This is a genomic window from Nonomuraea sp. JJY05 (assembly GCF_043496855.1).
GTDB lineage: Bacteria > Actinomycetota > Actinomycetes > Streptosporangiales > Streptosporangiaceae > Nonomuraea.
The window spans coordinates 18,246-40,754 of record NZ_JBIEIS010000073.1 but is presented as its reverse complement, the minus strand read 5'-3'; the positions used below and the strand labels follow the sequence as shown (position 1 = coordinate 40,754).

At 71.0% G+C, this 22,509-nt stretch carries 22 protein-coding genes; 11 read left to right on the top strand and 11 right to left on the bottom strand.

Going from position 1 to position 22,509, the window contains the following annotated elements:
- Nucleotides 1–141 precede the first annotated feature (141 nt).
- Nucleotides 142–873, top strand: coding sequence for a sulfotransferase family protein (locus ACFKCF_RS57950; protein ID WP_394505611.1), 732 nt, complete (start codon nt 142–144; stop codon nt 871–873).
- A gap of 142 nt (nt 874–1,015) precedes the next feature.
- On the opposite strand, the gene ACFKCF_RS57945 is transcribed toward ACFKCF_RS57950, so the two are convergent.
- Nucleotides 1,016–1,231, bottom strand: a complete 216-nt coding sequence (locus ACFKCF_RS57945; protein ID WP_394505609.1) for a hypothetical protein — start codon at nt 1,229–1,231, stop codon at nt 1,016–1,018.
- A gap of 31 nt (nt 1,232–1,262) precedes the next feature.
- Between ACFKCF_RS57945 and ACFKCF_RS57940 the strand changes: the two genes are divergently transcribed.
- Nucleotides 1,263–1,520 carry a cupin domain-containing protein gene (locus tag ACFKCF_RS57940; protein ID WP_394505608.1) on the top strand — a complete coding sequence of 86 codons (258 nt, stop codon included), beginning with the start codon at nt 1,263–1,265 and terminating at the stop codon, nt 1,518–1,520.
- Between the two features lie 9 nt (nt 1,521–1,529).
- Here the strand turns inward: ACFKCF_RS57940 and ACFKCF_RS57935 are convergent, their stop codons facing one another.
- Genes ACFKCF_RS57935 through ACFKCF_RS57915 form a run of 5 tightly spaced genes read right to left on the bottom strand, consistent with a single transcriptional unit; the run spans nt 1,530 to nt 6,235 of the window.
- Entirely contained in the window at nt 1,530–2,603 is a 1,074-nt protein-coding gene (locus ACFKCF_RS57935; RefSeq protein ID WP_394505606.1) for an adenosine deaminase, read from the bottom strand.
- Entirely contained in the window at nt 2,600–3,652 is a 1,053-nt protein-coding gene (locus tag ACFKCF_RS57930) for an extracellular solute-binding protein (protein WP_394505604.1), read from the bottom strand. Before ACFKCF_RS57930 ends, ACFKCF_RS57935 begins: the two co-directional genes overlap by 4 nt.
- Before the next feature lie 17 nt (nt 3,653–3,669).
- Nucleotides 3,670–4,659 (bottom strand): ABC transporter ATP-binding protein, encoded by a 990-nt coding sequence (locus ACFKCF_RS57925; protein WP_394505602.1) that lies wholly within the window; start codon nt 4,657–4,659, stop codon nt 3,670–3,672.
- Complete coding sequence (locus ACFKCF_RS57920; protein WP_394505600.1) at nt 4,656–5,447, bottom strand: ABC transporter permease; 792 nt, start codon at nt 5,445–5,447, stop codon at nt 4,656–4,658. Before ACFKCF_RS57920 ends, ACFKCF_RS57925 begins: the two co-directional genes overlap by 4 nt.
- Nucleotides 5,444–6,235, bottom strand: a complete 792-nt coding sequence (locus tag ACFKCF_RS57915; RefSeq protein ID WP_394505599.1) for an ABC transporter permease — start codon at nt 6,233–6,235, stop codon at nt 5,444–5,446. Before ACFKCF_RS57915 ends, ACFKCF_RS57920 begins: the two co-directional genes overlap by 4 nt.
- A gap of 164 nt (nt 6,236–6,399) precedes the next feature.
- On the opposite strand from ACFKCF_RS57915, the gene ACFKCF_RS57910 reads away from it, so the two are divergent.
- The 3 genes from ACFKCF_RS57910 (at nt 6,400) to ACFKCF_RS57900 (ending at nt 9,075) form a co-directional block, all read left to right on the top strand.
- A complete protein-coding gene (locus ACFKCF_RS57910; protein ID WP_394505597.1) occupies nt 6,400–7,341 on the top strand; it encodes a LacI family DNA-binding transcriptional regulator in 942 nt (313 codons plus the stop codon).
- 79 nt (nt 7,342–7,420) lie between these two features.
- The gene (locus ACFKCF_RS57905) at nt 7,421–7,957 is read left to right on the top strand and encodes an RNA polymerase sigma factor (protein ID WP_394505595.1); all 537 of its coding nucleotides are present in this window, start codon (nt 7,421–7,423) and stop codon (nt 7,955–7,957) included.
- A complete protein-coding gene (locus ACFKCF_RS57900) occupies nt 7,954–9,075 on the top strand; it encodes a CU044_5270 family protein (RefSeq protein ID WP_394505594.1) in 1,122 nt (373 codons plus the stop codon). Before ACFKCF_RS57905 ends, ACFKCF_RS57900 begins: the two co-directional genes overlap by 4 nt.
- On the opposite strand, the gene ACFKCF_RS57895 is transcribed toward ACFKCF_RS57900, so the two are convergent.
- From ACFKCF_RS57895 to ACFKCF_RS57875, 5 genes are read right to left on the bottom strand one after another with little or no spacing between them, the layout of a single operon-like run.
- Nucleotides 9,041–10,042: an ABC transporter ATP-binding protein gene (locus ACFKCF_RS57895; RefSeq protein WP_394505593.1), complete on the bottom strand. Its 1,002-nt coding sequence runs from the start codon at nt 10,040–10,042 to the stop codon at nt 9,041–9,043. The genes ACFKCF_RS57900 and ACFKCF_RS57895 overlap by 35 nt on opposite strands.
- A complete protein-coding gene (locus ACFKCF_RS57890; RefSeq protein WP_394505591.1) occupies nt 10,039–11,016 on the bottom strand; it encodes an ABC transporter ATP-binding protein in 978 nt (325 codons plus the stop codon). Before ACFKCF_RS57890 ends, ACFKCF_RS57895 begins: the two co-directional genes overlap by 4 nt.
- Nucleotides 11,013–11,870 carry an oligopeptide ABC transporter permease gene (gene opp4C / locus ACFKCF_RS57885; RefSeq protein WP_394505589.1) on the bottom strand — a complete coding sequence of 286 codons (858 nt, stop codon included), beginning with the start codon at nt 11,868–11,870 and terminating at the stop codon, nt 11,013–11,015. The genes ACFKCF_RS57890 and opp4C overlap by 4 nt, the downstream gene beginning before the upstream one ends.
- On the bottom strand, nt 11,867–12,826 hold the full coding sequence (locus tag ACFKCF_RS57880; protein WP_394505588.1) for an ABC transporter permease: 960 nt from the start codon (nt 12,824–12,826) through the stop codon (nt 11,867–11,869). Before ACFKCF_RS57880 ends, opp4C begins: the two co-directional genes overlap by 4 nt.
- Nucleotides 12,826–14,373 (bottom strand): ABC transporter substrate-binding protein, encoded by a 1,548-nt coding sequence (locus ACFKCF_RS57875; protein WP_394505586.1) that lies wholly within the window; start codon nt 14,371–14,373, stop codon nt 12,826–12,828. Before ACFKCF_RS57875 ends, ACFKCF_RS57880 begins: the two co-directional genes overlap by 1 nt.
- Nucleotides 14,374–14,538: 165 nt before the next feature.
- On the opposite strand from ACFKCF_RS57875, the gene ACFKCF_RS57870 reads away from it, so the two are divergent.
- The 6 genes from ACFKCF_RS57870 (at nt 14,539) to ACFKCF_RS57845 (ending at nt 22,505) form a co-directional block, all read left to right on the top strand.
- Nucleotides 14,539–15,582, top strand: a complete 1,044-nt coding sequence (locus ACFKCF_RS57870) for a LacI family DNA-binding transcriptional regulator (RefSeq protein ID WP_394505584.1) — start codon at nt 14,539–14,541, stop codon at nt 15,580–15,582.
- A gap of 233 nt (nt 15,583–15,815) precedes the next feature.
- Complete coding sequence (locus tag ACFKCF_RS57865) at nt 15,816–16,967, top strand: MFS transporter (protein ID WP_394505582.1); 1,152 nt, start codon at nt 15,816–15,818, stop codon at nt 16,965–16,967.
- Nucleotides 16,968–17,003: 36 nt separating this feature from the next.
- On the top strand, nt 17,004–18,035 hold the full coding sequence (locus ACFKCF_RS57860; protein ID WP_394505580.1) for a LacI family DNA-binding transcriptional regulator: 1,032 nt from the start codon (nt 17,004–17,006) through the stop codon (nt 18,033–18,035).
- Between the two features lie 215 nt (nt 18,036–18,250).
- The gene (locus tag ACFKCF_RS57855) at nt 18,251–19,786 is read left to right on the top strand and encodes an ABC transporter substrate-binding protein (RefSeq protein ID WP_394505578.1); all 1,536 of its coding nucleotides are present in this window, start codon (nt 18,251–18,253) and stop codon (nt 19,784–19,786) included.
- 29 nt (nt 19,787–19,815) lie between these two features.
- Entirely contained in the window at nt 19,816–20,757 is a 942-nt protein-coding gene (locus ACFKCF_RS57850) for an ABC transporter permease (protein ID WP_394505576.1), read from the top strand.
- Nucleotides 20,754–22,505, top strand: coding sequence for a dipeptide/oligopeptide/nickel ABC transporter permease/ATP-binding protein (locus ACFKCF_RS57845; protein ID WP_394505575.1), 1,752 nt, complete (start codon nt 20,754–20,756; stop codon nt 22,503–22,505). Before ACFKCF_RS57850 ends, ACFKCF_RS57845 begins: the two co-directional genes overlap by 4 nt.
- Nucleotides 22,506–22,509 lie beyond the last annotated feature (4 nt).

Here is a 22,509-nt window from a genome sequence, read left to right as displayed (position 1 = left end):
CGCCACCGTCATCCCCGGCATGCGCAACCTCACCCACGTACGCGCCAACCTCGCCACCAGCGACGCCGAACCGCTGAGCGAAGAACTGCTGGCGCAGCTGCGCGAACACCGCTGGGACCGCCGCCCCACCGCGTGGTCGCAATGAGTGCCGCGCCGAAGCCCATCCTGCTGTGGGCCGTGCCCCGATCCCGGTCCACCGCGTTCCTGCGCATCATGCTGGAGCGCGGCGATCTCGAGGTGGTCCACGAGCCGTTCTCCTACCTGCAGGTGGACGGCCACTTCGAGCTCGCGGACCGGCGCGTCACGTCGGCGGTCGGGCTGCTCGACGTGATACTCGAGGTCAACGCCGGCGGGCGCCGGGTGTTCGCCAAGGACACCTCCGACTACACGTACACGCCGCTGCTCCAGGACGAACGCCTGTACAGCGACGTCATCAACACTTTCATGATCCGGGAGCCGCGGGGCGCGATATCCTCGCACTACGCCATGAACCCCGAGGCCACCCTGGACGAGTACGGCTTCGAATACCTGCACGCCATCTTCGAAGCCGTGCGGTCGGCCACCGGCGAGGTCCCCCTGGTGATCGACGGCGACGATCTCGTGGCCGATCCAGAGGCGACGGTCCGGGCCTACTGCGAGCGGGTCGGGCTCGAGTTCATGCCCGAGGCGATGCGCTGGGATCCCGGTCAGCAGGCGAACTGGCAGCGTACGAACCGGTGGCACGCGGAGGTGGCCGAGAGCAGCGGGCTGGAGGCCAGGACGTCCGAGCGGCGCGAGACGCCCGACACCAACGAGCACCTGCGCCGCATCGCCGAACACCACCAACCGTTCTACGACGCGCTCGCGCGCCACCGCCTCTGCCCCTCCCGATGAGCTGGTCCGCGCAGGCCGCCCCTGACGGGCCTCATCGCCGGGCTCGACGCCTCCGGCCGCCACGTCGCGCCGGTGCGGGCCGCGTCAGCCGGCCGGTCGGCGGCCCGGTCGGCGGCCCGGCCGGCGGCCCGGCCGGCGGCGGTCATCGCGCGTCCTGCGGTGACGCGGTGGCGACCGCGAAGCCGGCGATCCACTCGGGGATGGCCCGGTAGAAGCGGAAGGTCATGCGGTACCTGCCGGTTGCGGCGAGCGAGGCGAACGCGGCGATCCACGTCCGGACCTCGTGCGCCTCGGTGGCCAGGCAGAACGGCGGCATCTCCTTGTAGAAGCCGTTGTAGTGGTCGGGCGCGTACAGCACGACCAGATCCGGCTACGTGCACACGCTGGTCATGAGACTGGAGCGCGGCACGCCGTGCCCGACCGTGCCCGCCCACTCGCTGGGCACGCTGCACCACGTGTACGTCATCACCGGCAAGCTGCGCACGGGCCCCGTCGAGGACCAGGTGGAGCTGTCCGCCGGTGACTTCGTCCGGTTTCCCGGCGACGTGCCGCACCGGCACACCTGCCTGTCGGAGCGCGTGGTGGCCCATGTCGTCACCACCATCCCGCAGGCCCACCAGTTCGGCACCGCCGACCCGCGAGGCTGACACCCGCGATCAGTCCAGGTTCGCGAGCTCGCTCTCGAAGCGCCTGCGCAGCGCGTCCTTCTCCGGCTCCGGCAGCCAGCACGCCTCCACCCCCGCCAGCGCCATCGCGCGCAACCGCTCATCCGGTACGGCGAGCTGCTCGGACAGGATCCGATACTCGTTCGCCAGCGACGTCGGGAACATCCCGGGGTCGTCGGAAGCGGGGATCACGTTGAGCCCCGCCTCGAGCATCGCCGCGATCGACGCCCGCCGCCACGGCCGCCACGAGCGCCGCGAGGTGGTCGAGATGACGGTGAACGGGATCTGCTCGTCCCGCACCCTGGCGACGACCTCGTCGTCCTCGAGCACGAAGTAGCCGTGGTCGATCCGGTCGCAGCCGAGCACGTCGAGGCAGGTGACCGTGTTGACGGCGACGGGCGCGTGCTCGGAGGAGTGAGCGGTACGCCGGAGCCCGGCCTCGCCGGCCAGCCGGAAGGCGGCCTCGAACCGCTCGGGCGGCCCGGCGGTCTCCAGGTTGTCCAGCCCGATCCCCGCCACGTAGTCGTGCGGGTGGTCCACGACCGTGCGCACCCAGGAGAGCGCCTCGTCTCCCGACCTGCTCCGGTCGACGGCCGCGATGAGCCTGCCCGACATGCCGAAGTCGCGTTCGGCCATCCTGATGCCCTCGGCGTACGCCTCGATCACCGTGGCGTAGCCGAGCCTGTCCTGATGCTCGGTCAGCGCGTCGAAGGAGACCTCGAGATGCCTGGTCGCGCTGGTCCGGTGGGCGTCCTCGAACGCCTCATAGGTGATCCTGGTGAGATCGTCGGCGTCGCGCAGGACCTGGAGCACCCACGAGGACACCTGGAAGAGGGAGTAGGAGACCTCGGGCTCGTCGGCGCTCCTGCCCTGCGGGACCGGGACCCGGGTGTCCAGGTAGAGCGCCGGGTCCGGCGGGAGCGAGTTCACGTCCGCGTAGATCCGCTCGGGCGTGTCGGGCAGGTCGAGCCCCTCCCGCCTGGCCAGCTCGGCGAAGGTCGAGGCGCGTACGGTGCCGATGAGATGGCAGTGCAGATCGACCTTGGGCAGCAGGTCAAGGTTCACTTGCCGGCCACCTCGCGGGTGAAGCGGTCGACCCAGGCGGCGCGGGTGTCGACGAGCTGCGCGGGGTCGAGGGTCTTGAACCCGGCGGCCACCGGGTCCTTGGCCGCCTCGCCCGTCACCTTGGCGATGTCGGCCGGGATCTCGGCCTTCGGGTTCGTGGGCAGGTCACCGGCGGCCTTGGCCATGGCGCTCTGCGCCTCGGCCGACAGCATGTAGTCGATGAACTTCGCCGCTCCCTGCGCGTTGCGCGCGCCCTTGGGGATCATCGCCCGGTTGGTGGCCATGTAGCGGCCCTTGGCGGGCGCCGTCCAGGCGATCGGCTCGCCCGAGGTGACGAGCTTCGTGGCGAAGCCGCTCAGCGCGTCGGCGGCGACGATCTCGCCCTGGGTCAGCAGGTTCGTGACCTCGGTCGAGGAGGTGTAGAACTGCAGGACGTTCGGCGCCCAGCCGGCCAGGGTCTTCAGCGAGGTGTCGATGTCGTAGGGGCCCTTGCCGTACGACTCACCCACCCCCGAAATCATGAGTTGTCCGGCGGTCACCGAAATATCGGGAAGCGCGACCTTTCCCTTGTTCGCCGCGTTGGCGAACAGCTCCCAGTCGGCGGCCTGCTTCTGGCTCAGCTTGCCGGTGTTGTAGATGATCCCGTTGAGCTGGTGCGTGTAGGCCGGCCCCTCGTAGGCGCCCTCGGTCGCGAACGGCGCGAGCTGCTTCATGTTGGGCACGTCGACCTTCTGGAAGAGGCCGTCCTTCTGCCCGAGCGCGGCGAAGTAGTCGGAGATCAGCACCACGTCCGACTCCGGCTCGCCCTTGGCGAGCTTCAGCTTCGACAGCCGGTCGGAGTTGGACCCGGTGTCCAGCTCGACCTTGATCCCCGTCTGCTTGCTGAACGGGGCGACGACCGCCTGCTCGAACTCCTTCACGCCGAAGGGGAAGGTGCTGACGACGATGGTGTTCTGATCGGCCTGCTTGTCGCTGGAGCCGGAGCCGGAACATCCGGCTGCGGCGAGCACCGTCAGAGCGGCGGCCACTATGGCGCGGCGTGTGGGCATGGGGTCGTTCCTTACTTTCAGCGGGGGAGTGAGACGAGATGGTCGTCCGGCGCGATCACCATGACGCTCGAACCGGGCGTCAGGGTCGCGCCGCTGCGTACGTCGGCGAGCAGCCTGACGGTCGCGCCCGAAGGGTCGAGCACGTCGAGCGAGACCAGCAGGTCGACGCCGCGGAAGGCCACGTCGACCACCGTCGCGTCGAGGCTGTGGCCAGGGCCGTGACCTTTCTCCGCGATGCGCAGATGCTCGGGCCGGATGGTCAGAGGGGTGCCGTCGGCCGCGGTGAGGAAGTTCTCGTAGCCGAGGAACTCGGCGACGAAGCGGTCGGCGGGACGGGGGAAGACCTGCTGGGGAGTGCCCTGCTGCACGATCCTGCCCTCGTTCATGATGACCATCTCGTCGGACATCTCCAGGGCCTCGTCCTGGTCGTGGGTGACGAGGATGACGGTCAGCCTGGTCTCCGCCTGGATGCGCCGGATCTCGGCCCGCATCTGGACGCGCAGGCGGGCGTCGAGGTTGGACAGCGGCTCGTCGAGCAGCAGGAGCTTGGGCCTGATCGCGATCGCCCTGGCCAGCGCCACCCGCTGCTGCTGCCCGCCGGAGAGCTTCTTCGGCTTGCGGTCGGCCAGGTGCGCGAGCCCGACGAGGTCGAGCGTCTCCATGACCCGCGAGCGTCTCTCCGCGGACGGCACCTTGCGCAGCTTGAGCCCGTACCCGACGTTGTCGGCCACCGTCATGTGCGGGAACAGCGCGTACGACTGGAAGACCATCCCGAGATCGCGCTTCTCCGGCGGCGTGCGCGTGCTGTCGACCCCGTCGATGCGGATCGTCCCCGACGTCGGTGCCGAGTAGCCCGCGATCATCCTGAGCGTGGTGGTCTTGCCGCAGCCGCTCGGGCCCAGCAGCGTCGTCAGCTTCCCCGCCGGCACGGCGAGGTCGATGTCGTCGACGGCGGTGAAGGAGCCGAACCTCTGGGTGACTGCGATCAGCTCGGCGGCGGCGGTCATTGGTTGATCCCTCCGAAGATCTTGGCGAATCCGACCGTGCGCTCGGCGATCACCGCGATGACCACGGTGGCGGCCAGGATGAGGGTGGAAGCGGCGGCGACCATCGGGTCGTACGACTGCTGCACGTAGTCGAGCATCGTCACCGGCAGCGTCCGGAAGTCGCGTCCCTGCAGCAGCAGCGACAGCGGCACGTTGTTGAACGACGTGACCACGCTGAGCAGCCCGGCGGAGAAGATCCCCGGACGCAGGACGGGCAACGTCACGTTGAGGAACGCGCGCAGCGGCGAGGCGCCGAGCCCCCGGGCGGCCTCCTCCAGCGCGGGGTCGGCCAGCGCGAGCGAGGCGCCGGTCACGCGTACCGCATAAGGCAGCATCAGGGCCGTGTGCCCGACCAGCAGGGTGCTGAAGTTGTCCAGGTCCAGGCCGACCATCAGCTGCTGGAACAGCGCGAGGCCGACGACCAGCTCGGGGACGATGAGCGGCGACAGGAACAGCCCCTCGACCAGGCCCTTGCCGGGCAGCTTCCCGCGGTGGACGGCGAGCGTGACGGGCACGCCGAGCACCAGCGCGAGCGCGGTGGCGAGCACGGCGAGCTCCAGGCTGGAGAGCGCGGCCTCGATGAACGGCTCGTAGCCGAGCGCCTCGTCGAACCAGCGCAGCGAGATCCCGTCGGGCGGGAACCTCAGGGTGCTGCCGGCGGTGAAGGCGGTGGCGACCACGAAGATGATCGGCACGATCATGATGACGTAGCCGATGACCGCGAGCGCCGCCGTGATCGGCCGCTTCATGAGGTGGCCCCCTTCCGCCCGATCAGCGAGGACAGCCCGGAGACCAGGAAGACCAGGACCGTCATGATGAGCGCCGTCGCCGAGGCGGAGGCCCAGTCGACCGTGGTGCTCGCGTAGTTGAACAGCTGCGTGGACAGCATCCGCTGGCTGGACCCGCCGAGCAGGTAGGGCGTGGTGTAGGCGGTGACGGACCCCGCGAAGACCAGGGTGGCGGCCACCACGATGCCCGGCATGGTCAGCGGGATGACGACGTTCCACATCGTACGGATCCGGCTCGCGCCGAGCCCGCGCGAGGCGTCGTCCAGGCCGGGATCGACCTGGGCGACGGCCGAGTAGCAGGAGATGATCGCCAGCGGCAGGAACAGCTGGGTGAGGCCGAGGACGATCGCCAGCTTGGTGTAGAGCAGCTGCGGCGCCACGTCGACGATGCCGAGCTGGACGAGCAGCCGGCCGAGCGCCCCCTTGGAGCCGAGGATCACCAGCCAGCCGAACGTCCTTACCACGTTGCTCAGCATCAATGGGAAGATCGCCACTGCCAGGAAGACCCCGCTCCAGCGTGACGGCGAGCGGGCGAGCCAGTAGGCGATGGGGAAGCCGAGGACGACGCAGATGATCGTGACAGCCAGGGCCAGCCCGACCGTGCGCCCGATCACCTCCAGGTCGTACGGGTCCGTGAGCATCTGGCCCAGGCGTGCGAAGATCTCGCCGGTCGGCACGTCCGGCGGCGCGAAGAGCATCGCCGCGGAGGGGATGAGGAAACCTGCGACGAGGAGGACGAGACCAGGCACCAGCAGAAGGGCCGATTTGCGGGAGATGTCGGCGTCCTTTCTCCGTGGCGTACGCTTGGATGGAACCGGTTGCGGAACCGGTTGCATGAGCCTGACCATAGATTATGAGCGGCCTGCCGCACAAACCCCTGTGTGAAATCCGTGTAACGACTCAAGGAGGATCAGTGCCGACACTCGCGGACGTCGCCGCGCTGGCCGGGGTTTCCAAGGCGACGGCCTCCCGCGCCCTGGGCCGGCCGGACCTGGCCGCCCCGGAAACGGTGGCCCGCGTCCGCGCAGCCGCCGAGCAGCTCGGATTCGTCCCCAACCGGGCGGCCACCCAGCTGGCCCGCGGGCGGACCGGGGTGGTCGCCGTCGTGGTGCCCACCCTCGACAACACCTTCTTCACCCCGATCATCGGCGGCGCCCAGGCGCGCGCGGCCGGCTCGGGCATGCAGCTGACCATCGCGGTGCACTCGCTGGAGCACGCCGCCCAGGTCGCCGCCGTCGAGCAGCTCGCGCACCAGGTCGACGGCTTCCTGTTCACCGCGCCGCGAGGTTCGGACGAGATCGTCCGCGCCGCCGCGTCGTTCAAGCCGACCGTGCTCATCGACCGCGAGATCGAGGGCATGACCTCGGCGGTCGCCGACACGGCCACCGCCTTCGGCACGCTCGTCACCCGGTTCGCCGAAATGGGCCACGAGCGCATCGTCTACATCGGCGGCCCGGCGGGCTCCTGGCAGGATCGCCAGCGCCAGGCGGCCATCCGCGCCGCGGCCGGGTCGAGCGGCGCGACCCTGACCATGCTCGGCCCCCACCCCTCGACGTTCGCCGCCGGGGTGGAGACGGCGGAGGCCGTGGTGGCCGCCCGCGCCACCGCCGTGGTCCCGTACGCGACCTCGATCGGCCTCGGTCTCATGTTCGCCCTGCTCCACCGCGGGATCCGCGAGGTCGTGGTCAGCTCGGAGCGCATGATCGTCGAGAGCCTCGGCCTGGGCGACGTCCCCTCGATCGACGTGGACGGCGAGAAGCTCGGCGAGGTGGCCATGGACCAGCTCATGACCCTCCTCGGCGAGCGCAGGGAGCCGTCACCCGCCAGACGCCGCCTCACCGTCCCGATCAGCTGACCAGAAGGGTGTAACAACGGGAGGGTTGCGGCCACTTCGTGGTGTCAGAACAACGCATCCCGAACGAAGGGGCTGGGCGGTGTCAGATGATGAGCACCGGTTCACCGGCATGTACGACGAATGCCGACAACGGGTGTGGGCCTATGTCGTGAGCCGCGCGGGCCGCCAGGTGGCGGACGAGGTGGTGAGCGAGACGTTCGCGATCGCCTGGCGGCGATTGGAGGACGTGCCCGAGCCGGCGCTGCCGTGGCTGCTCGGCGTCGCCAGGAACGTGCTGCGCGACAACGTACGCGCCGAGGTCCGCCGCGAGGCGGTCGCGGCGGAGCTGCGGGCCTGGGTCGAGGGCGACGTGGCCGAGCACGTGACCGAGCGGATGGGCGTGCTGCGCGCGCTGGCCGCCGTGCCCGAGGACGACCGGGAGATCCTCGTCCTGGTCGCCTGGCACGGGCTGTCGCCGAAGGAGGGCGCGCGCGTCGTCGGCTGCTCGTCGGCGGCCTTCCGCGTACGGCTGCATCGGGCGCGCAAGCGGCTCAAGCAGGCCATGGAGGCCACGGACGCCGGCCCCCGGCGCGAACCCCTGCCCCACGTGCGGAGCCTCAACGAGGAGTGGTCATGAACCCCATCGACGAACTGCGGGCCGCCCGGCCCGCCCACCTCGGAGAGCGGCCGATCGACCCGCGCACCAGGGCCGCCGAGCTCTCCCGCGCCATGTCGCAGCCCCGGCCGGTCCGGCGCCGGCGCAGGGCCGCGCGGCCCGTATGGAGCCTGGGGCTCGCCGGAGCCGCGGCGGCCGTCACCGCGGTGGCCGTGGTCGTCGCGACCAACGGCACGACGTCTACGCCACGAGCCCCCGACAGGCCGGCGAGCACCCAGGGGACGGTGACGCTGTCGGCCCGCGAGGTGCTGCTGGCCGCCGCCGCGAGGGCGGAGCGGCAACCGGAGGGCAAGGGCGCGTACTGGCACACCGTGTCGGTGCGCCGGACCCTGTTCGCCGCCGCCAAGGGCGGCTACCGGGTGCTCGACCAGCAGCGGGACGAGGGCTGGACGCCCAGCGCCACCGGCCCGGAGCAGAAGCAGTGGGGTCGCATGCAGTCCCTCGGAGTCCGCCCGGCCACCGAGTGGGACCGGCTGGCGTGGGAGCGCGCCGGGTCGCCTGCCTCCATCGAGGTCACGGTCCCCGGGAAGCCCAAGCCCATGATCCTCAAGACGTCGCCGGGCCGGACCATGACCGGCCGCAGCCCGCTGACCGACGGGGACAAGGTGTTCTGGCTGGGCCGCAACGTCTCGGTGAAAGAACTGCGCGAGCTGCCCGGAGACCCGGACGAGCTCAAGAAGCGGCTCCTGGCCTGGAAGGGCCATGCCACCGACGTGCCGATGGTGGGCGACGGGTGGCTGTTCGTGGTCAGCACGGGGTTGATCATGAACATGCCGGTGACGCCCGAGGTGCGCGGCGCCGCGTTCCGGATGCTGGCCGAGCTCGGCGACGTACGGGTCATCGAGAACGTCACGGACGCCGAGGGGCGCACGGGCACGGCCGTGGCGATCAACGAGCAGACCGCCGACGGCGGCGTCACGGAGCACCGGCTGATCATCGACGAGGCGACCGGGCAGGCCCTGGCGAACGAGTACGTCGTGGTGAAGCCGCGCGGCTTGCAGGCCGGGTTCGAGCCCGGCACGATGTGGAACTCCATCGCGGTGATCAAGGCGGGCTGGACGGACGAGAAGCCCAGGTAGCGCCGTCGGGGAAGTGGCAGGCGACGCGGTGCCCCGCGCCGGTCAGCGCCGGCTCCTCGACGGCGCATCGCTCCCGGGCCTTCCAGCAGCGGGTACGGAAGCGGCACCCCGACGGCGGGTCAGCCGGGCTGGGCACGTCACCGGCGAGCACGATCCGCCTCCTCCTGCCGCGCTGCGACGGATCCGAGATCGGCACGGCGGAGATGAGCGCCCTGGTGTAGGGGTGGGCAGGCCGGGCGAAGATCTCCGCCCGCCCGCCCTCCTCCACGATCCGGCCCAGGTACATGATCGCCACCCTGTCGCACAGCTGCCGCACCACCGACAGGTCATGCGAGATGAACAGGTAGGCCAGGCCCAGCTCGCGCTGCAGGTGGGCGAGCTGGTTGACGACCTGCGCCTGGATCGAGACGTCCAGCGCGGAGACGGGCTCGTCCAGCACCAGCACGCGCGGGTTCAGGGCCAGCGCCCTGGCGATGCCGACGCGCTGGCGCTGGCCCCCGGAGAACTCGTGCGGATGGCGGTTGGCGTGCTCGGGCGACAGGCCCACCAGCTCCAGCAGCTCGCCGACCCGTTCCCGGCCGCCGTCGCGGTAGCGGCCCTGGGTGCGCAGCGGCTCGGCGACGATCTCGTGCACGGTCAGCCGCGGCGACAGCGACGAGTACGGGTCCTGGAAGACGATCTGGATCTCGCCGCGCAGCGGGCGGAGCTCGGCGTGCGACATGGCGGCCAGGTCGCGCCCGCCGTACAGGATGCGGCCGGAGGTGGGCTCGGCCAGGCGCACGACGAGCCGGCCCGTCGTGGACTTGCCGCAGCCGGACTCGCCGACCAGCCCGAGCGTGCGGCCGGAGTACAGCGCCAGGTCCACGCCGTCCACGGCCCGGACCGTCCCCGTCTGCCCGCGCAGGACCCCGGTGCGGATCGGGAAGTGCTTGACCAGGCCCTCGACCGCCAGGACAGGTTCGCTCACGCCGGCTCCTCGTGGAAATGACAGGCCGACAGGTGACCGGCGGCCACCGCGACCGGCTCTGGACGGTCCGCCCGGCAGGCGGCGCGGCCGGCGCCCAACGCGCAGCGCGGCTCGAAGGCGCAGCCGGGCGGCGGCGCGAGCAGGTCAGGCGGGCTGCCCGGGATCGGCACCGGTCCCCCCGCCGCCTCCAGGCCGGGCCGGCTGGACAGCAGGCCGCGCGTGTAGGGGTGGCGGGGCGTGGCGAAGACCTGGTGCACGTCGCCGTGCTCGACGACGCGGCCCGCGTACATGACCGCGACCCGGTCGGCCAGCTCGGCGATCACGCCCAGGTCGTGGGTGATGAGCACCGCCGCCGCCCCGGCCTCCCGCCGGGCCGTGTCGAGCAGGCCGAGCACCTGGGACTGGACGGTGACGTCCAGCGCGGTCGTCGGTTCGTCGGCGATGAGCAGGTCGGGCCCGTTGGCCAGGGCCATCGCGATCATCGCGCGCTGGCGCATGCCGCCGGAGTACTCGTGGGGATGGCGGCCGTACCGGTCGGCGGGGTCGGCGATGCCGACGGAGGCCAGCAGCTCCAGCACGCGGGCCCGCACGGCGGCGCGGCCGAGCCGCGGCTGGTGCAGCCTGATGGCCTCGGCGATCTGGGCGCCGACCGGGACGACCGGGTTGAGCGCCGTCATCGGGTCCTGGAAGATCATCGCGATGCGGCGGCCCCGGATCCGGCGCAGCCGGCGCGCGGGCAGGGCCAGCAGGTCCTCGCCGTCGAAGCGGACGCTGCCGCGCACCACCCGCCCCGGCGGCCGGACCAGGCCGAGCACCGACATCGCGGTGACGCTCTTGCCCGAGCCGGACTCACCGACCACGCCGAGGATCTCGCCCGGCCCCACCTCCAGGCTGACCCCGTCGACGGCGCGCACCACGCCGTCCTCCGTGGGGAACTCGACCGCGAGGTCGTCGACCGTGAGCAGCGGCGTCACCCGCGCACTCCCTTCGGGTCCACGGCGTCGCGCAGGCCGTCGCCGACGAAGTTCACGGCCAGCACGGTCAGCGCGATGGCCAGGCCGGGCGGCAGCCACAACCACGGCATGGTCTGGATGAGGGTGAGGTTCTGGGCGTCGGTCAGCATGTTGCCCCAGCTGGCCCGCGGCGGCCGCACGCCCAGGCCGAGGAAGGACAGCACCGCCTCCAGCAGGATCATCTGCGCCACCAGCAGCGTGCCGGCCACCGCGACCTGCGGCAGAACAGCGGGCAGCACGTGCCGGCCGATCACCGTCAGCCGCCCGGCGCCGAAGCCGCGCGCCGCCTGGACGTACTCCCGCTCGCGCAGCGACAGCGTCAGCCCGCGCACCACCCGGCAGGTGGTCGGCCAGTTGCACGCGGCGAGGACGAGCACGAGCATCGCGGTGCCCGGCCCGAGCACGCCCGCCAGCACGACGATGACGACCAGCGACGGGAAGGAGAGCACCACGTCGGCGGCGCGCATGACGACGGCGTCGACCGGCCCGCCGAACATGCCGGCCAGGGCGCCGAGCAGTGTGCCGACGGCGACCGCCGCCAGCGACGACAGCAGGCCGACCAGCAGCGAGACCCGGCCCGCGTGCACGAGCCTGGCGAACACGTCGCGCCCGGAGGAGTCGGTGCCGAGCAGGTGCGCCGCTGACGGCGGCTCGCGGAAGGCGGCCAGATCGACCGCGTTCGGGTCGTGCCCGGCCACCAGCGGCGCGGCCAGCGCCAGCACGCCGACGGCGGTCAGGAACACGGCGCCGGCCAGCGCCACGCGGTTGCGCCGGAAGCGCCGGGCGGCCCGGGAGGCGGGGGCGACGGTGGTCATGACAGGCTGATCCTCGGGTCGGCCACCGCGTAGAGCAGGTCGGCGGCGAGGTTGCAGAGCAGCACGAGCACCGCGACGAACATCGCGAAACCGATCACCACCGGGTGGTCGAGCTGGCCGATCGAGCTGACGGCGAGCTGCCCCATGCCCGGCCAGGCGAAGACCTGCTCCAGCGCGACCGCCCCGGCCAGCAGCTGCGGGATGGAGATCATCACGACGGTGATGAGCGGGATCAGCGCGTTGCGCAGCGCGTGCCGGATCAGCACCCGGCCGGGACCGGCGCCCTTGGCCTCGGCCGTGCGCACGTAGTCGGCGCCGAGCTCCGTCAGCAGCCCGGCTCGCACGTACCGGGTGAACGGACCGGCGATGGACAGCCCGAGGACGGCCACGGGCAGCACCAGGTGGGCCAGGACGTCGGCGCCGCCACCGTCGCCCGGTGTGGACATGCCGGAGGACGGCACCCAGCCGAGCTTCAGCGAGAAGAGGTAGATCGCGGCGATGCCCAGGAAGAAGCTGGGCACCGAGATCGTGCCGAGGCCGGCGACGGTGGTGGCGTAGTCGATCGCGGTGTTGCGCCGGGTCGCGGCCAGCGTGCCCGCCGCCACCGCCAGCACCAGGCCGATCGCCAGGGCGGTGCCCATGAGCAGCACGGTGGGTCCCATCCGCTCGCCGAGCACCTCCGCCACCGGGCGGCGGCTGACGAAGGAGTAGCCGAGGTCGCCGCCCAGCACGTCACGCAGCCAGATGCCGTACCTGACCAGGACCGGCTGGTCGAGGCCGAGTTCGGCGCGTTTGGCGGCGACGAAAGCGGGGCCGCCCGAGGCCAGTTGCTCGGGGTCGGCCATCATCCGGACCGGGTCGCCGGGCGCGGCGCGGACCAGGAGGAACACGCCGGCGCTGACGAGCAGGAAGACGGCGGCGTTGGCCAGGAGCCGGCGCACGAGGTAGGCGAGCATCAGCCGGCCAGGGTCCACTCGTCGGCGTTCCAGAAGCCGGTGGTGAAGTCGCCGCCGGGCCTGAAGCCGCGCAGCCGGGAGCCGCTGGCCCACAGGGTGTCGGGGTTGTACAACCACAGGTACGGGACCTGGGCGTTGTCCTTGCTCGCGGCCTCCCGGTAGAGCTGGGCGCGCTGCTCCCGGTCGGTGCGGGCGTCGGCTCGGGCGGTGAGAGCGTCCAGCGACTCGTCGCAGAAGTTACTGATATTTCCCCCGTTGGGGTAGAAAGCGGCGCAACTGATGATCGTGACGCTGCTGGAGGGGTCCACGGCGTAGCTGCCGCCGCCGAAGAGCGCCAGGTCGAACGTGCGCTTCTCGTAGGACTCCAGCAGCTCGGCCGCCTGCACCTGCTTGAGCTCGACGGCCATGCCCGCCGCGCTCAGCGCGCCCTGCACCACCGTGGCCGTCACGTCGCGGTCGCGCTGGCCGGGGATCCACGCCAGCGTCACCTTCTCGCCGGCCTTCCAGCCCGCCTCGGCCAGCAGCGACCTGGCCCTGGCCGGATCGTAGGCGTACTCCTCCAGCGTGCCCGGCAGCGCCCAGGGGGTGACGAACGAGGAGTTCTGCACCCGGCCCCTGCCGGCCAGGAGCTTGGCGACCAGCGCCTGGCGGTCGATGGCGTGGAGCATCGCCCGCCGTACCCTGGGATCGGCGAAGCGCCGGTCGCTCTGGTCGACCGCGATCCTGACGAAGCCCGGACTCGGCCTCGCCGAGACGGTGACGCCCTTGAGCGCCTCCACCGCCCGCAGGTCGGTGGGGGAGATCTGGACCAGGTCCATCTCGCCGGTGCCGAGCTGCGCGGTCGCCACGTCCGAGCCGATGGGTTTGAGGAAGATCCTGGGGATCGCGATGGGCTTGCGGTAGTGCGGGTTGGCGGCCAGCTCCACGTACTGGTCGGTCTTGTAGCTCACGAAGGTGTACGGGCCCATGCCGACAGTCGGGTGGTTGAAGAAGGCGCTGCCCGCGATCTTGTCCACCGGCTCCATGCCGAGCACGTGCTCGGGCAGGATGAAGGCGAACGGCCCGGCGATCAGGCTGAGGAAGCCGACGTTCGGCCTGGCCGGCCTGATCACGAACGTGGCGTCGTCCGGGGCCTCGAAGGAAGCCCCGGCGAGCTTGCCCGCCATCGCGCTGCCGCTCTTGGCATCGGCCAGCAACCTGTAGGTGAACAGCACGTCCTTGCTGGTGAACGGCATGCCGTCGCTCCACTTCAGGCCCTCGCGCAGGTGGAAGGTGATCCGGCCCTCGTCCACCTCCCAGCGCTCGGCCAGGCGCGGCGCGTAGGCGTAGGAGTCGTCGACGGTCAGCAGGTTGTCGAAGATCAATGTCATGACCTGCTGGTCGGGGCCGCTGGGCGGATCCAGCGGAGAGAAGCGCTTCGGCTTCTGGTAGAGGTGGATGCTGATCATGTTGTGCGCGGAAACCTGGGTGGGGGAGTCGGCCGGGCCGGAGCATCCGGCGGCGAGTGCGAGGACGCCGACGGCCAGCGCGCCTGACAGGCGGTTCATGGGGGCCTCCGGGGGAGCCTCCTGAAGGGAGCATGCACAATGAGTGACGATGAAGATGCTTACAGTAATATAGGCTCGATGCAAGCGGGCCAGATATGTGCAACGTTCCACTGCGGCCCTGGTTGCGCGAACGGCGCTCTCCGGGCGTCTCTGTAGGATGTCCGCGTGGAGAACCATTCCGAGGGCCGCAGGGTGACGATCGAGGACGTCGCCAGGGAGGCGGGGGTCTCGGTCTCCGCGGTCTCCAAGGTGGTGCGCGACGCCTACGGTGTCAGCCCCCAGATGCGGGAGAAGGTCTCCGCGGCGATCGAGAAGCTGGGATACCGGCCGCACGCGGGGGCGCGCGCCATGCGGGGCCGCTCCTACACGATCGGGGTCATGGTCGCGGACGTGTCGGCGCCCTTCCAGTCGGAGATCGTCGAGGGGATCAGCGACGAGCTGGAGAGCACGCCGTACCAGGAGATCTTCGTCACCGGCCTGGCCCCCGACCGTCAGGTGCGCAGGATCGAGGCGCTCATCGACCGGCAGGCCGACGGGCTCATCCTCATAACGCCCTGGATGAGCACGGCCTGGCTGGAGGAGCTCGGAGCCAGGGTGCCCACCGTGGTGATCGCCCGCCATGGCGGCGCCGACAACTTCGACACCATCGTGGACGACGACTACCTGGGCGCGCGGCTGATGGTCGACCACCTGGTGGAGCTGGGCCATCGGCGCATCCTGTACACCGGTCACCCGTCGGGCGGCCTGACCAGGCCGTACGTCCTCGCGCACACGGCGCGCGGCGACGGCTACGTCGAGGCCATGAAGCGCCACGGGCTCGAACCCGACATCATCGAGACCTCCTACTCCGAGCGCGGCGGATACGAGGCCGCGCAGGAGGCGCTCGCCAGGCCCGAGCCGCCGACCGCGATCTTCGCTGGTGCGGACATCGCGGCGCTGGGCGTCCTGCGGGCGGCCGAGGAGCGAAAGCTGCGGGTTCCGGAGGATCTCACGGTCGCCGGATACGACAACATCTACGCCTCGACGATCGGCCGGGTCTCGCTCACCACGGTCGACCAGTCGGGCCGCCTCACCGGCTCGAAGAGCGCGCGGCTGCTCCTCGAACGACTGGACGGCCGCACCCGGCCCGTGCACTATGTCGTCGTGCCTCGCCTCGTTCCGCGCGGCACGAGCGCGGCCTCCGCGAAGCGCCCGGCCGGCCACCTGTAGGGCTCCCCCCCGTTTCGCAGGGCCAGATTGCGGTTTGACAAGCTTTTTGGGGCGTCTTAGGTTGCGGTGTAGAACGTTACACACATCGGAAGGCCAAGTATGTTCACGCGGTACCGCCGCAATGCCCTTCGCTCACGGTGGTCCGCGCCGAGGCTCCACGCGCACCCGGCCGTCCATGCCGCCTCCGAGCGGCTCGCCGGCCCGGTGCCTGACGGACGCCGGGACGGCTGACCGTGTCCACCACCTATCGGGACCTCTTTCGTGTCCCATCGTTCGCGTGGCTGTTCGGGTCCTCCATCGTCGGTCGTTTCCCGCACGGGATGCTCGGGCTCGCGCTGATGATGCTCGTCACCGAGGAGTCGAGTTACGCGGTCTTCAGCCTGGTCTCGGCGGCCACGACGGCCGGGGCGTTCATCGCGGGCCCCGCGCTCAGCCGGCTGGCGGACGCCAGGGGGCATCGCCGGGTGCTGGAGATCACCGCGGTACTCAACGCCGGCGGGGTGTGCGCCCTGGCCCTCGTGCCGAACAGCGCGCCGGTGCTCATCGTCGTCGCCTTCCTCGTCGGCCTGTCCGCGCCGCCCTTGACGGCTTCGGTCCGTGCCGTGTTACCCGTCCTCGTCGGCGATGGCCGGCGGCGGACCGCCTGCGCGCTGGAGGCGATCGCGCAGGAAGTCACCTTCGTCCTCGGTCCTCCCGCCGCGGCGCTCGCCGCCTCGGCCGGAGGGCCCCGCGTCGCCATCTTCGTGGCGGCGGCGCTCGTCCTGCTCGGCACGGTCGCCTACGCCCGGGACGGCAAGGTGCAGGTGTCCCCGCCTCCGGCCGGCAAGCGCGCGAGATGGGGCGCGGTCCTGCGCTTCCCCGGCCTGGCAAGGCTCATGGGCGGCGCCGCGATGCTGACCTGCGCGCTCGCCGCGCAGGTTCTCGGCGTCGCCGCGCTGGTCAGCGGCGCGAGCGTCTCGGCCGACGCGGGCCTCGTCATGGCTTGTGGAAGTCTCGGGTCGCTCCTGGGGGGACTGCTCTACGGCTCCGTCCGCCACCGCGCGATCGATCTGCGGCACCTGCTGTTGCTCGTCGCCGCGGGCCTGGTCGTCCTGGCGCTCGCGCCGAACACGGTGGCGCTCACCGTGGTGCTGTTCCTGTGGGGCGGCACGGTCGCGCCGACGATGTCCAGGCTCTTCGAACGATTGTCGGAGCTCGTTCCCGCCGGGTCCGCCACGGAGGCGTTCGGCTGGGCGGGGAGCGCGCTGGCGATCGGGAACGCCGCGGGCACCGTGATCGCCGGGCTGCTGGTCACCCGGTTCGGCCCGCACGTGGCCCTTCCGGCGGCCGCGGTCTTCGCGCTCGTCGCCGCGCTCATCGTTCCGTCCCCGACCAAGGCCCGCTGAGCGGAGAACGTTCTACATCTCCGGTAGGCTACTCCCGTGGCTGCACCCGAGTCCCGGCGCGTGACGATCCAGGATGTCGCGAAGGTGGCCGGGGTCTCGGTCTCCGCCGTCTCGAAGGTGCTCCGCGCGGCCTACGGCGTCAGCCCGCAGATGAGGCAACGGGTCACGGAGGCCATCGACGCGCTCGGTTACCGGCCGCACGCCGGGGCTCGCGCGATGCGGGGACGTTCCTTCACGATCGGAGTGCTGATCGCGGACCTGGCCTCCCCGTTCCAGCGGGAGATCGCCGGTGGGATCGGAGCGGAGCTGGACCCGAGCCCTTACCAGGAGGTCCTCATCGGGGGCGGCCCGTCCGCGGCCAGGCAGCGTCGTGGCGTGGAGGCACTCGTCGACCGGCAGGTCGACGGTCTCGTCCTGGTCGCGCCCTGGATGGAGACCTCCTGGCTGGAGGCGCTGGGCGCGAGGATCCCCACGGTCGTCGTCGCCCGGCACGGCGGTGGCGACAGCTTCGACACGATCGTGAACGACGACCACGAGGGTGCGCGGTTGATGGTCGACCATCTCGTCGGCCTCGGCCACCGCCGGATCGTCCTCACGGGCCATCCCGCCATGGGGCTGACGTCGCCGCATGTCCTGGCCCACACCGCGCGTTGCGAGGGATACGCCGCCGCGATGAGGCGACACGGGCTCGAGCCGGACGTGGTCGAGACGTCCTACACCGAGGAGGGCGGTTACGAGGCGGCCCTACTGGCGTTGGCCGGACGGGAGCCTCCCACGGCCGTGTTCGCCGGCGCCGACATCGCCGCGCTCGGCGTTCTGCGCGCCGCCGAGGAGCGCGGCCTGCACGTGCCCGGCCGGCTCTCGGTGACCGGGTATGATAACACCTTCGTCTCCACGATCGGCCGGGTCGCTCTGACGACCATCGACCAGTCGGGTCACCGCACCGGTTCGATCGGCGCCCGCCTCCTCCTGGAGCGGATCGAGGGCCGCCGGCGACCGGTGCACTACATCATCGCGCCGAGGCTCATGCCGCGCGCCACGAGCGGCCGCCCGCGACCCCCGTCCTGATCGTTTCCGTCGCGCTGGGCGGCAACGTTCTACGAGAGATTTTTCGGAACGGTTACCACCAGGTGTCTTTTGCACTCTTGACGCGCTGTGACCCAGATCCCTACAGTGCCCGATGTAGAACGTTGCACAAGCCGAAGCGATCCCACTCTTGAGCAGCCTCCTCTGCCCCCGCAGACCGAGCGCCCACTTCGGCGGCAGCCCGAAGGAGTCCCCCCATGCGACGTAGTAAGCCGGCACTCATCGTCTCGGCATCGGCACTCGCCGTCCTGCTGGCCGGGTGCACCGGACAGTCGGCCACGAGCGCCGGGTCCACCGGCACCGCCAGGAACGCGCCCAAAGACACGCTCACGCTCGGCATGACAGCCGACATCCAGGGCTGGGACCCGTCGAACCAGCCGGGCTACCAGGGATGGGCGGGCGAGGCCGTCTGGGACAACCTCGTGAAGTGCGACGAGTTCGGCAAGCCGCAGGCCGACATCGCCGACAAGTGGTCGGTGAGCCCGGACAACAAGTCGTTCACCGCGCACATCCGGGAGGGCATGAAGTTCTCCGACGGCACGCCGGTCGACTCCGCCGCGGTCGCGGCCACGTTCCGGTACGTCACCGCGCACGGCGGCGCCCAGGGCGACTACAAGGGCATCAAGGTCGACACCCCCGACCCGCGGAACGTCACGATCACGTGGCCGGACCCCCAGCCCCTGATCGTGAGCCGCATGTGCGCCCCCAAGATCACGACGAAGGCGCTCCTGGACTCCGGGAAGGTCAACGACACCCCGATCGGGTCCGGCCCCTACCTCCTCGACACCGCTCACACCACGCGTGGGTCGGTGTACACGTTCACCAAGAACGACAGCCACTGGAACGCCGCCGGCTACCCGTACAGGAAGCTCGTCCTCAAGGTCATCGAGAGCGAGGCCGCGACCGTCAGCGCCCTCAAGACGAAGCAGATCGACGGGGCCCTGATCACCCCCCAGAGCTACAACGAGATCAAGGCCTCCGGGCTGCAGACGGTGACGATGCAGGGCGCCCAGACGACCCGCCTGCTGCTCACCGACCACCTGGGCAAGAAGATCCCGGCCCTGGGCGACGTGCGGGTGCGCCGGGCGATCAACATGGTCTTCGACCGCGACGCCATGGTCAAGAACCTCTACCAGGGCCACGGCAAGCCGTCCTACCAGATCTTCCGCCCGGGCAGCGACGCCTACCTCGACGGCCTGCGGGACCCGTACCCCTTCGACATGGCGAAGGCCAAGGCGCTCATGACCGAGGCCGGCTACGCGAAGGGCTTCAGCCTGCAGCTGCCGACCATGGCCGGCCAGAACCACGAGAAGCTGATGCCGTACGTCACCCAGCAGCTCGGCCGGCTCAACATCACCGTGAAGCAGGTGCCCCTGTCCGGCGCGAACGCGATCGGCGATCTCCTGAGCGGCACCTACCCGGTGGTCCTCTGGCAGCTCGGCAACCTGGGCCAGTCGCTGCAGGACATCGACGTCGTGGTCCGCTCGACCGGTTACTGGAACCTCAGCCACCAGCCCGACGCCACCGTGGACAAGCTCTGGAAGAAGATCCTCACCGGGGACGACGCCCAGCGGAAGGCCGCCCAGCAGGAGATCAACCGCTACGTCATCGACCAGGCGTGGTTCGCCCCGATGGTCAACCCGGACGGGTTCTACGCGCACGGCCCGGAGGTGACCATCGACCACGTCTCGGACCTCGAAGGCCTGCACCCCAAGCTGCGTGACTTCAAGTAGCCGCCGGCCCGGACCTCTGGAGATCTCTGATGGCGCTCACGCTGCTCAAGAACCTCGCGCGCTCGCTCGCCGTGCTGCTGGTGGTCACCTTCGCCACCTTCTCCCTCATGTTCGGCAACGGACCGGGCATCGCGCGGGCGGTGCTCGGGATGAACGCCAGGCAGGAGGACATCCAGCGTGAGGTCGTCGCCCTGGGGCTCGACCGGCCGCTCCTGGCGCAGTACTGGCACTGGCTGAAAGGCGTGGTCACCGGCGACCTCGGCGAGTCGTTCTACACGGGGCAGGCCGTGACGGACGCGCTCTCGTCGAGGGTGCCGGTGACCCTGGCCATCGTGGTCATCACGCTCGTGCTGACAGCGGTGCTCAGCGTGCTGCTCGGCGTCACGGCGGCCGTCAAGGGCGGGTGGGTGGACCGCGTCCTGCAGTTCCTGTCCGTGCTGGGCACCGCGGTGCCGGGGTTCATCGTCGCCATCGTGCTCGTCTTCGGCTTCGCCGTCGCCTGGCGGGTGCTTCCGGCCACCGGGTACGTCTCGCCCGAGATCAGCGTCTCCGGCTGGGTGGCGTCCGTGACGCTGCCGGTCGCCGCCCTGCTGATCGGGGCCGTGGCGGGTGCCGCCGCCCAGTTCCGCACGGCCGTCCTCGACACGCTGAGCCGCGACTACGTCCGCACGCTGCGGGCCCGCGGGATCAGCGAGCGGAACATCGTCTTCCGGCACGTGCTGCGCAACTCCGCCGCTCCCGGCCTGACGGTCCTCAGCCTGACCACCTTCAGCCTGCTGGGCGGCGCCGTGTTCATCGAGCAGGTCTTCGCCCTGCCGGGGATGGGCCAGCTGGCCAACCAGTCGGCCCAGGTGAACGACGTGCCCCTGGTCATGGGCACCGTGCTCGTGACCATCGTGATCGTTCTGATCGTCAACTTCCTCGGCGATCTGGCCACCACACTCCTGAATCCGAAGGCGAGGACCCGATGACCGCCGACTCCGGAGCCGCGGGCACCGCCCGGCGCCGGGTGATCGTCCAGCTCCTGCGCAACCCCCAGGGCGCCGTCTGCCTGGCCTACCTCGTACTCGTCGTCCTGGTCGCCGTCACGAGCCCGTGGCTGGCCCCGAGCGGGCCGGCGGTCACCGACCTGAACGTCACCAACGCCCCGCCGTTCACCCCCGGACACCTGCTCGGCGGCGACAGCGCGGGCCGCGACATCCTGTCCCGGCTGATGTGGGGCTCGCGCCAGACCGTGCTCGCCTGCCTCATCATCCTGGCGGTATCGCTGATCACAGGTGTCGTCGCCGGCCTGGCGGCAGGTTTCCACCGGGGGCGGTTCGAGACGGGCGCGAGTTTCGTGGCCGACGTGATCATGTCGCTGCCCGGGATCGTCCTGCTGATCGCCCTGTACGCCCTCACCGGGCCGAACATCCCCGTCGCCATGGCCGTGTTCGGACTGCTCATCGCCCCCATGTACTACCGTCTGGTCCGCAACGTCGTGCTGGGGGTCCGCAACGAGCTCTACGTCGACGCGGCGCGCGTGGTCGGCCTGTCCGACCTGCGGATCGTCGGACGGCACGTGCTCTGGGCCGTCCGCGCGCCCGTGATCATCCAGAGTTCGTTCGTCCTGGCCTCCGGCATCGGGATCGAGGCCGGGGTCTCGTTCCTCGGACTCGGCGACCCCGCCGGCGCGTCGTGGGGCATCGTGCTGCAGGACTCGTTCAACGGCATCTACAACAACCCGTGGGCCGTCGTCTGGCCCGCGCTCGTCATCAGCGTCACCATCCTGGCGCTGGTCCTGCTCGGCAACGCGCTCAGCGACGTCCTGCAGTCCTCCGCCCGCAGCAAGAGGCTCTCGCCGAGGCGCCGGCGTGCCGCGCTGAGGGCGGCGCGGCACGAGGACGTGGACAGCGATTCGATCCTGGTCGGCAGCTCCGACGACGTCGTGCTCTCCGTGCGCGGCCTGCGCGTGGCCTATCCGGTGGCCGGCGGCGAGCTGCGCGAGGTCGTCCACGGCGTCGACCTGGACGTCCGGCGCGGGGAGATCCACGGCCTGGTGGGGGAGTCGGGATCGGGCAAGTCGCAGGTCGCCTTCGCCACCCTCGGCATCCTGCCGCGTGAGGCGCTGATCCTCGGCGGCAGCGTGCTGCTCGACGGCCACGATCTCCTCGAGGACGAGGCGAAGATGCGCGCGGCCCGCGGCCGGCGCATCGCGTACGTGCCGCAGGAGCCCATGTCCAACCTCGACCCCTCCTTCACCATCGGCAAGCAGCTCACCTACGGCCTGCGGGCGGCGACCCCGCTGAGCGCGGACCAGGCGCGGGGGCGGCTCGTCGAGCTGCTCGACCGGGTCGGGATCAACGATCCGGAGCGCGTCATGGGGATGTACCCGCACGAGATCTCGGGCGGCATGGCCCAGCGGGTGCTCATCTGCGGGGCGGTCGCCGCCGACCCCGACATCATCGTGGCCGACGAGCCGACCACCGCCCTCGACGTCACGGTCCAGGCGGAGGTCCTGGAACTGCTGCGCGAGCTCAGCCGCGAACGCGGCCTGGCCATGATCCTGGTGACGCACAACCTCGGTGTCGTCGCCGACCTGTGCGACGTGGTGAGCGTGATGAAGGAAGGGAACATCGTCGAGCGCGCCGACGTCGAGACGATCTTCCAGGCGCCGAGCGAGGCGTACACGCGGGAGCTGCTGTCCTCCTCCCGCAGCGTCGAGCTGATGGAGATCTGACTCA

Bases quoted from the DNA above. Each gene is read 5' to 3' on its own strand.
- ACFKCF_RS57950 (WP_394505611.1), top strand. From the start codon at position 142: ATGAGTGCCGCGCCGAAGCCCATCCTGCTGTGGGCCGTGCCCCGATCC.
- ACFKCF_RS57940 (WP_394505608.1), top strand. From the start codon at position 1,263: ATGAGACTGGAGCGCGGCACGCCGTGCCCGACCGTGCCCGCCCACTCG.
- ACFKCF_RS57930 (WP_394505604.1), bottom strand. From the start codon at position 3,652: ATGCCCACACGCCGCGCCATAGTGGCCGCCGCTCTGACGGTGCTCGCC.
- ACFKCF_RS57925 (WP_394505602.1), bottom strand. From the start codon at position 4,659: ATGACCGCCGCCGCCGAGCTGATCGCAGTCACCCAGAGGTTCGGCTCC.
- ACFKCF_RS57920 (WP_394505600.1), bottom strand. From the start codon at position 5,447: ATGAAGCGGCCGATCACGGCGGCGCTCGCGGTCATCGGCTACGTCATC.
- ACFKCF_RS57900 (WP_394505594.1), top strand. From the start codon at position 7,954: ATGAACCCCATCGACGAACTGCGGGCCGCCCGGCCCGCCCACCTCGGA.
- opp4C (WP_394505589.1), bottom strand. From the start codon at position 11,870: ATGACCACCGTCGCCCCCGCCTCCCGGGCCGCCCGGCGCTTCCGGCGC.
- ACFKCF_RS57880 (WP_394505588.1), bottom strand. From the start codon at position 12,826: ATGCTCGCCTACCTCGTGCGCCGGCTCCTGGCCAACGCCGCCGTCTTC.
- ACFKCF_RS57875 (WP_394505586.1), bottom strand. From the start codon at position 14,373: ATGAACCGCCTGTCAGGCGCGCTGGCCGTCGGCGTCCTCGCACTCGCC.
- ACFKCF_RS57855 (WP_394505578.1), top strand. From the start codon at position 18,251: ATGCGACGTAGTAAGCCGGCACTCATCGTCTCGGCATCGGCACTCGCC.
- ACFKCF_RS57850 (WP_394505576.1), top strand. From the start codon at position 19,816: ATGGCGCTCACGCTGCTCAAGAACCTCGCGCGCTCGCTCGCCGTGCTG.
- ACFKCF_RS57845 (WP_394505575.1), top strand. From the start codon at position 20,754: ATGACCGCCGACTCCGGAGCCGCGGGCACCGCCCGGCGCCGGGTGATC.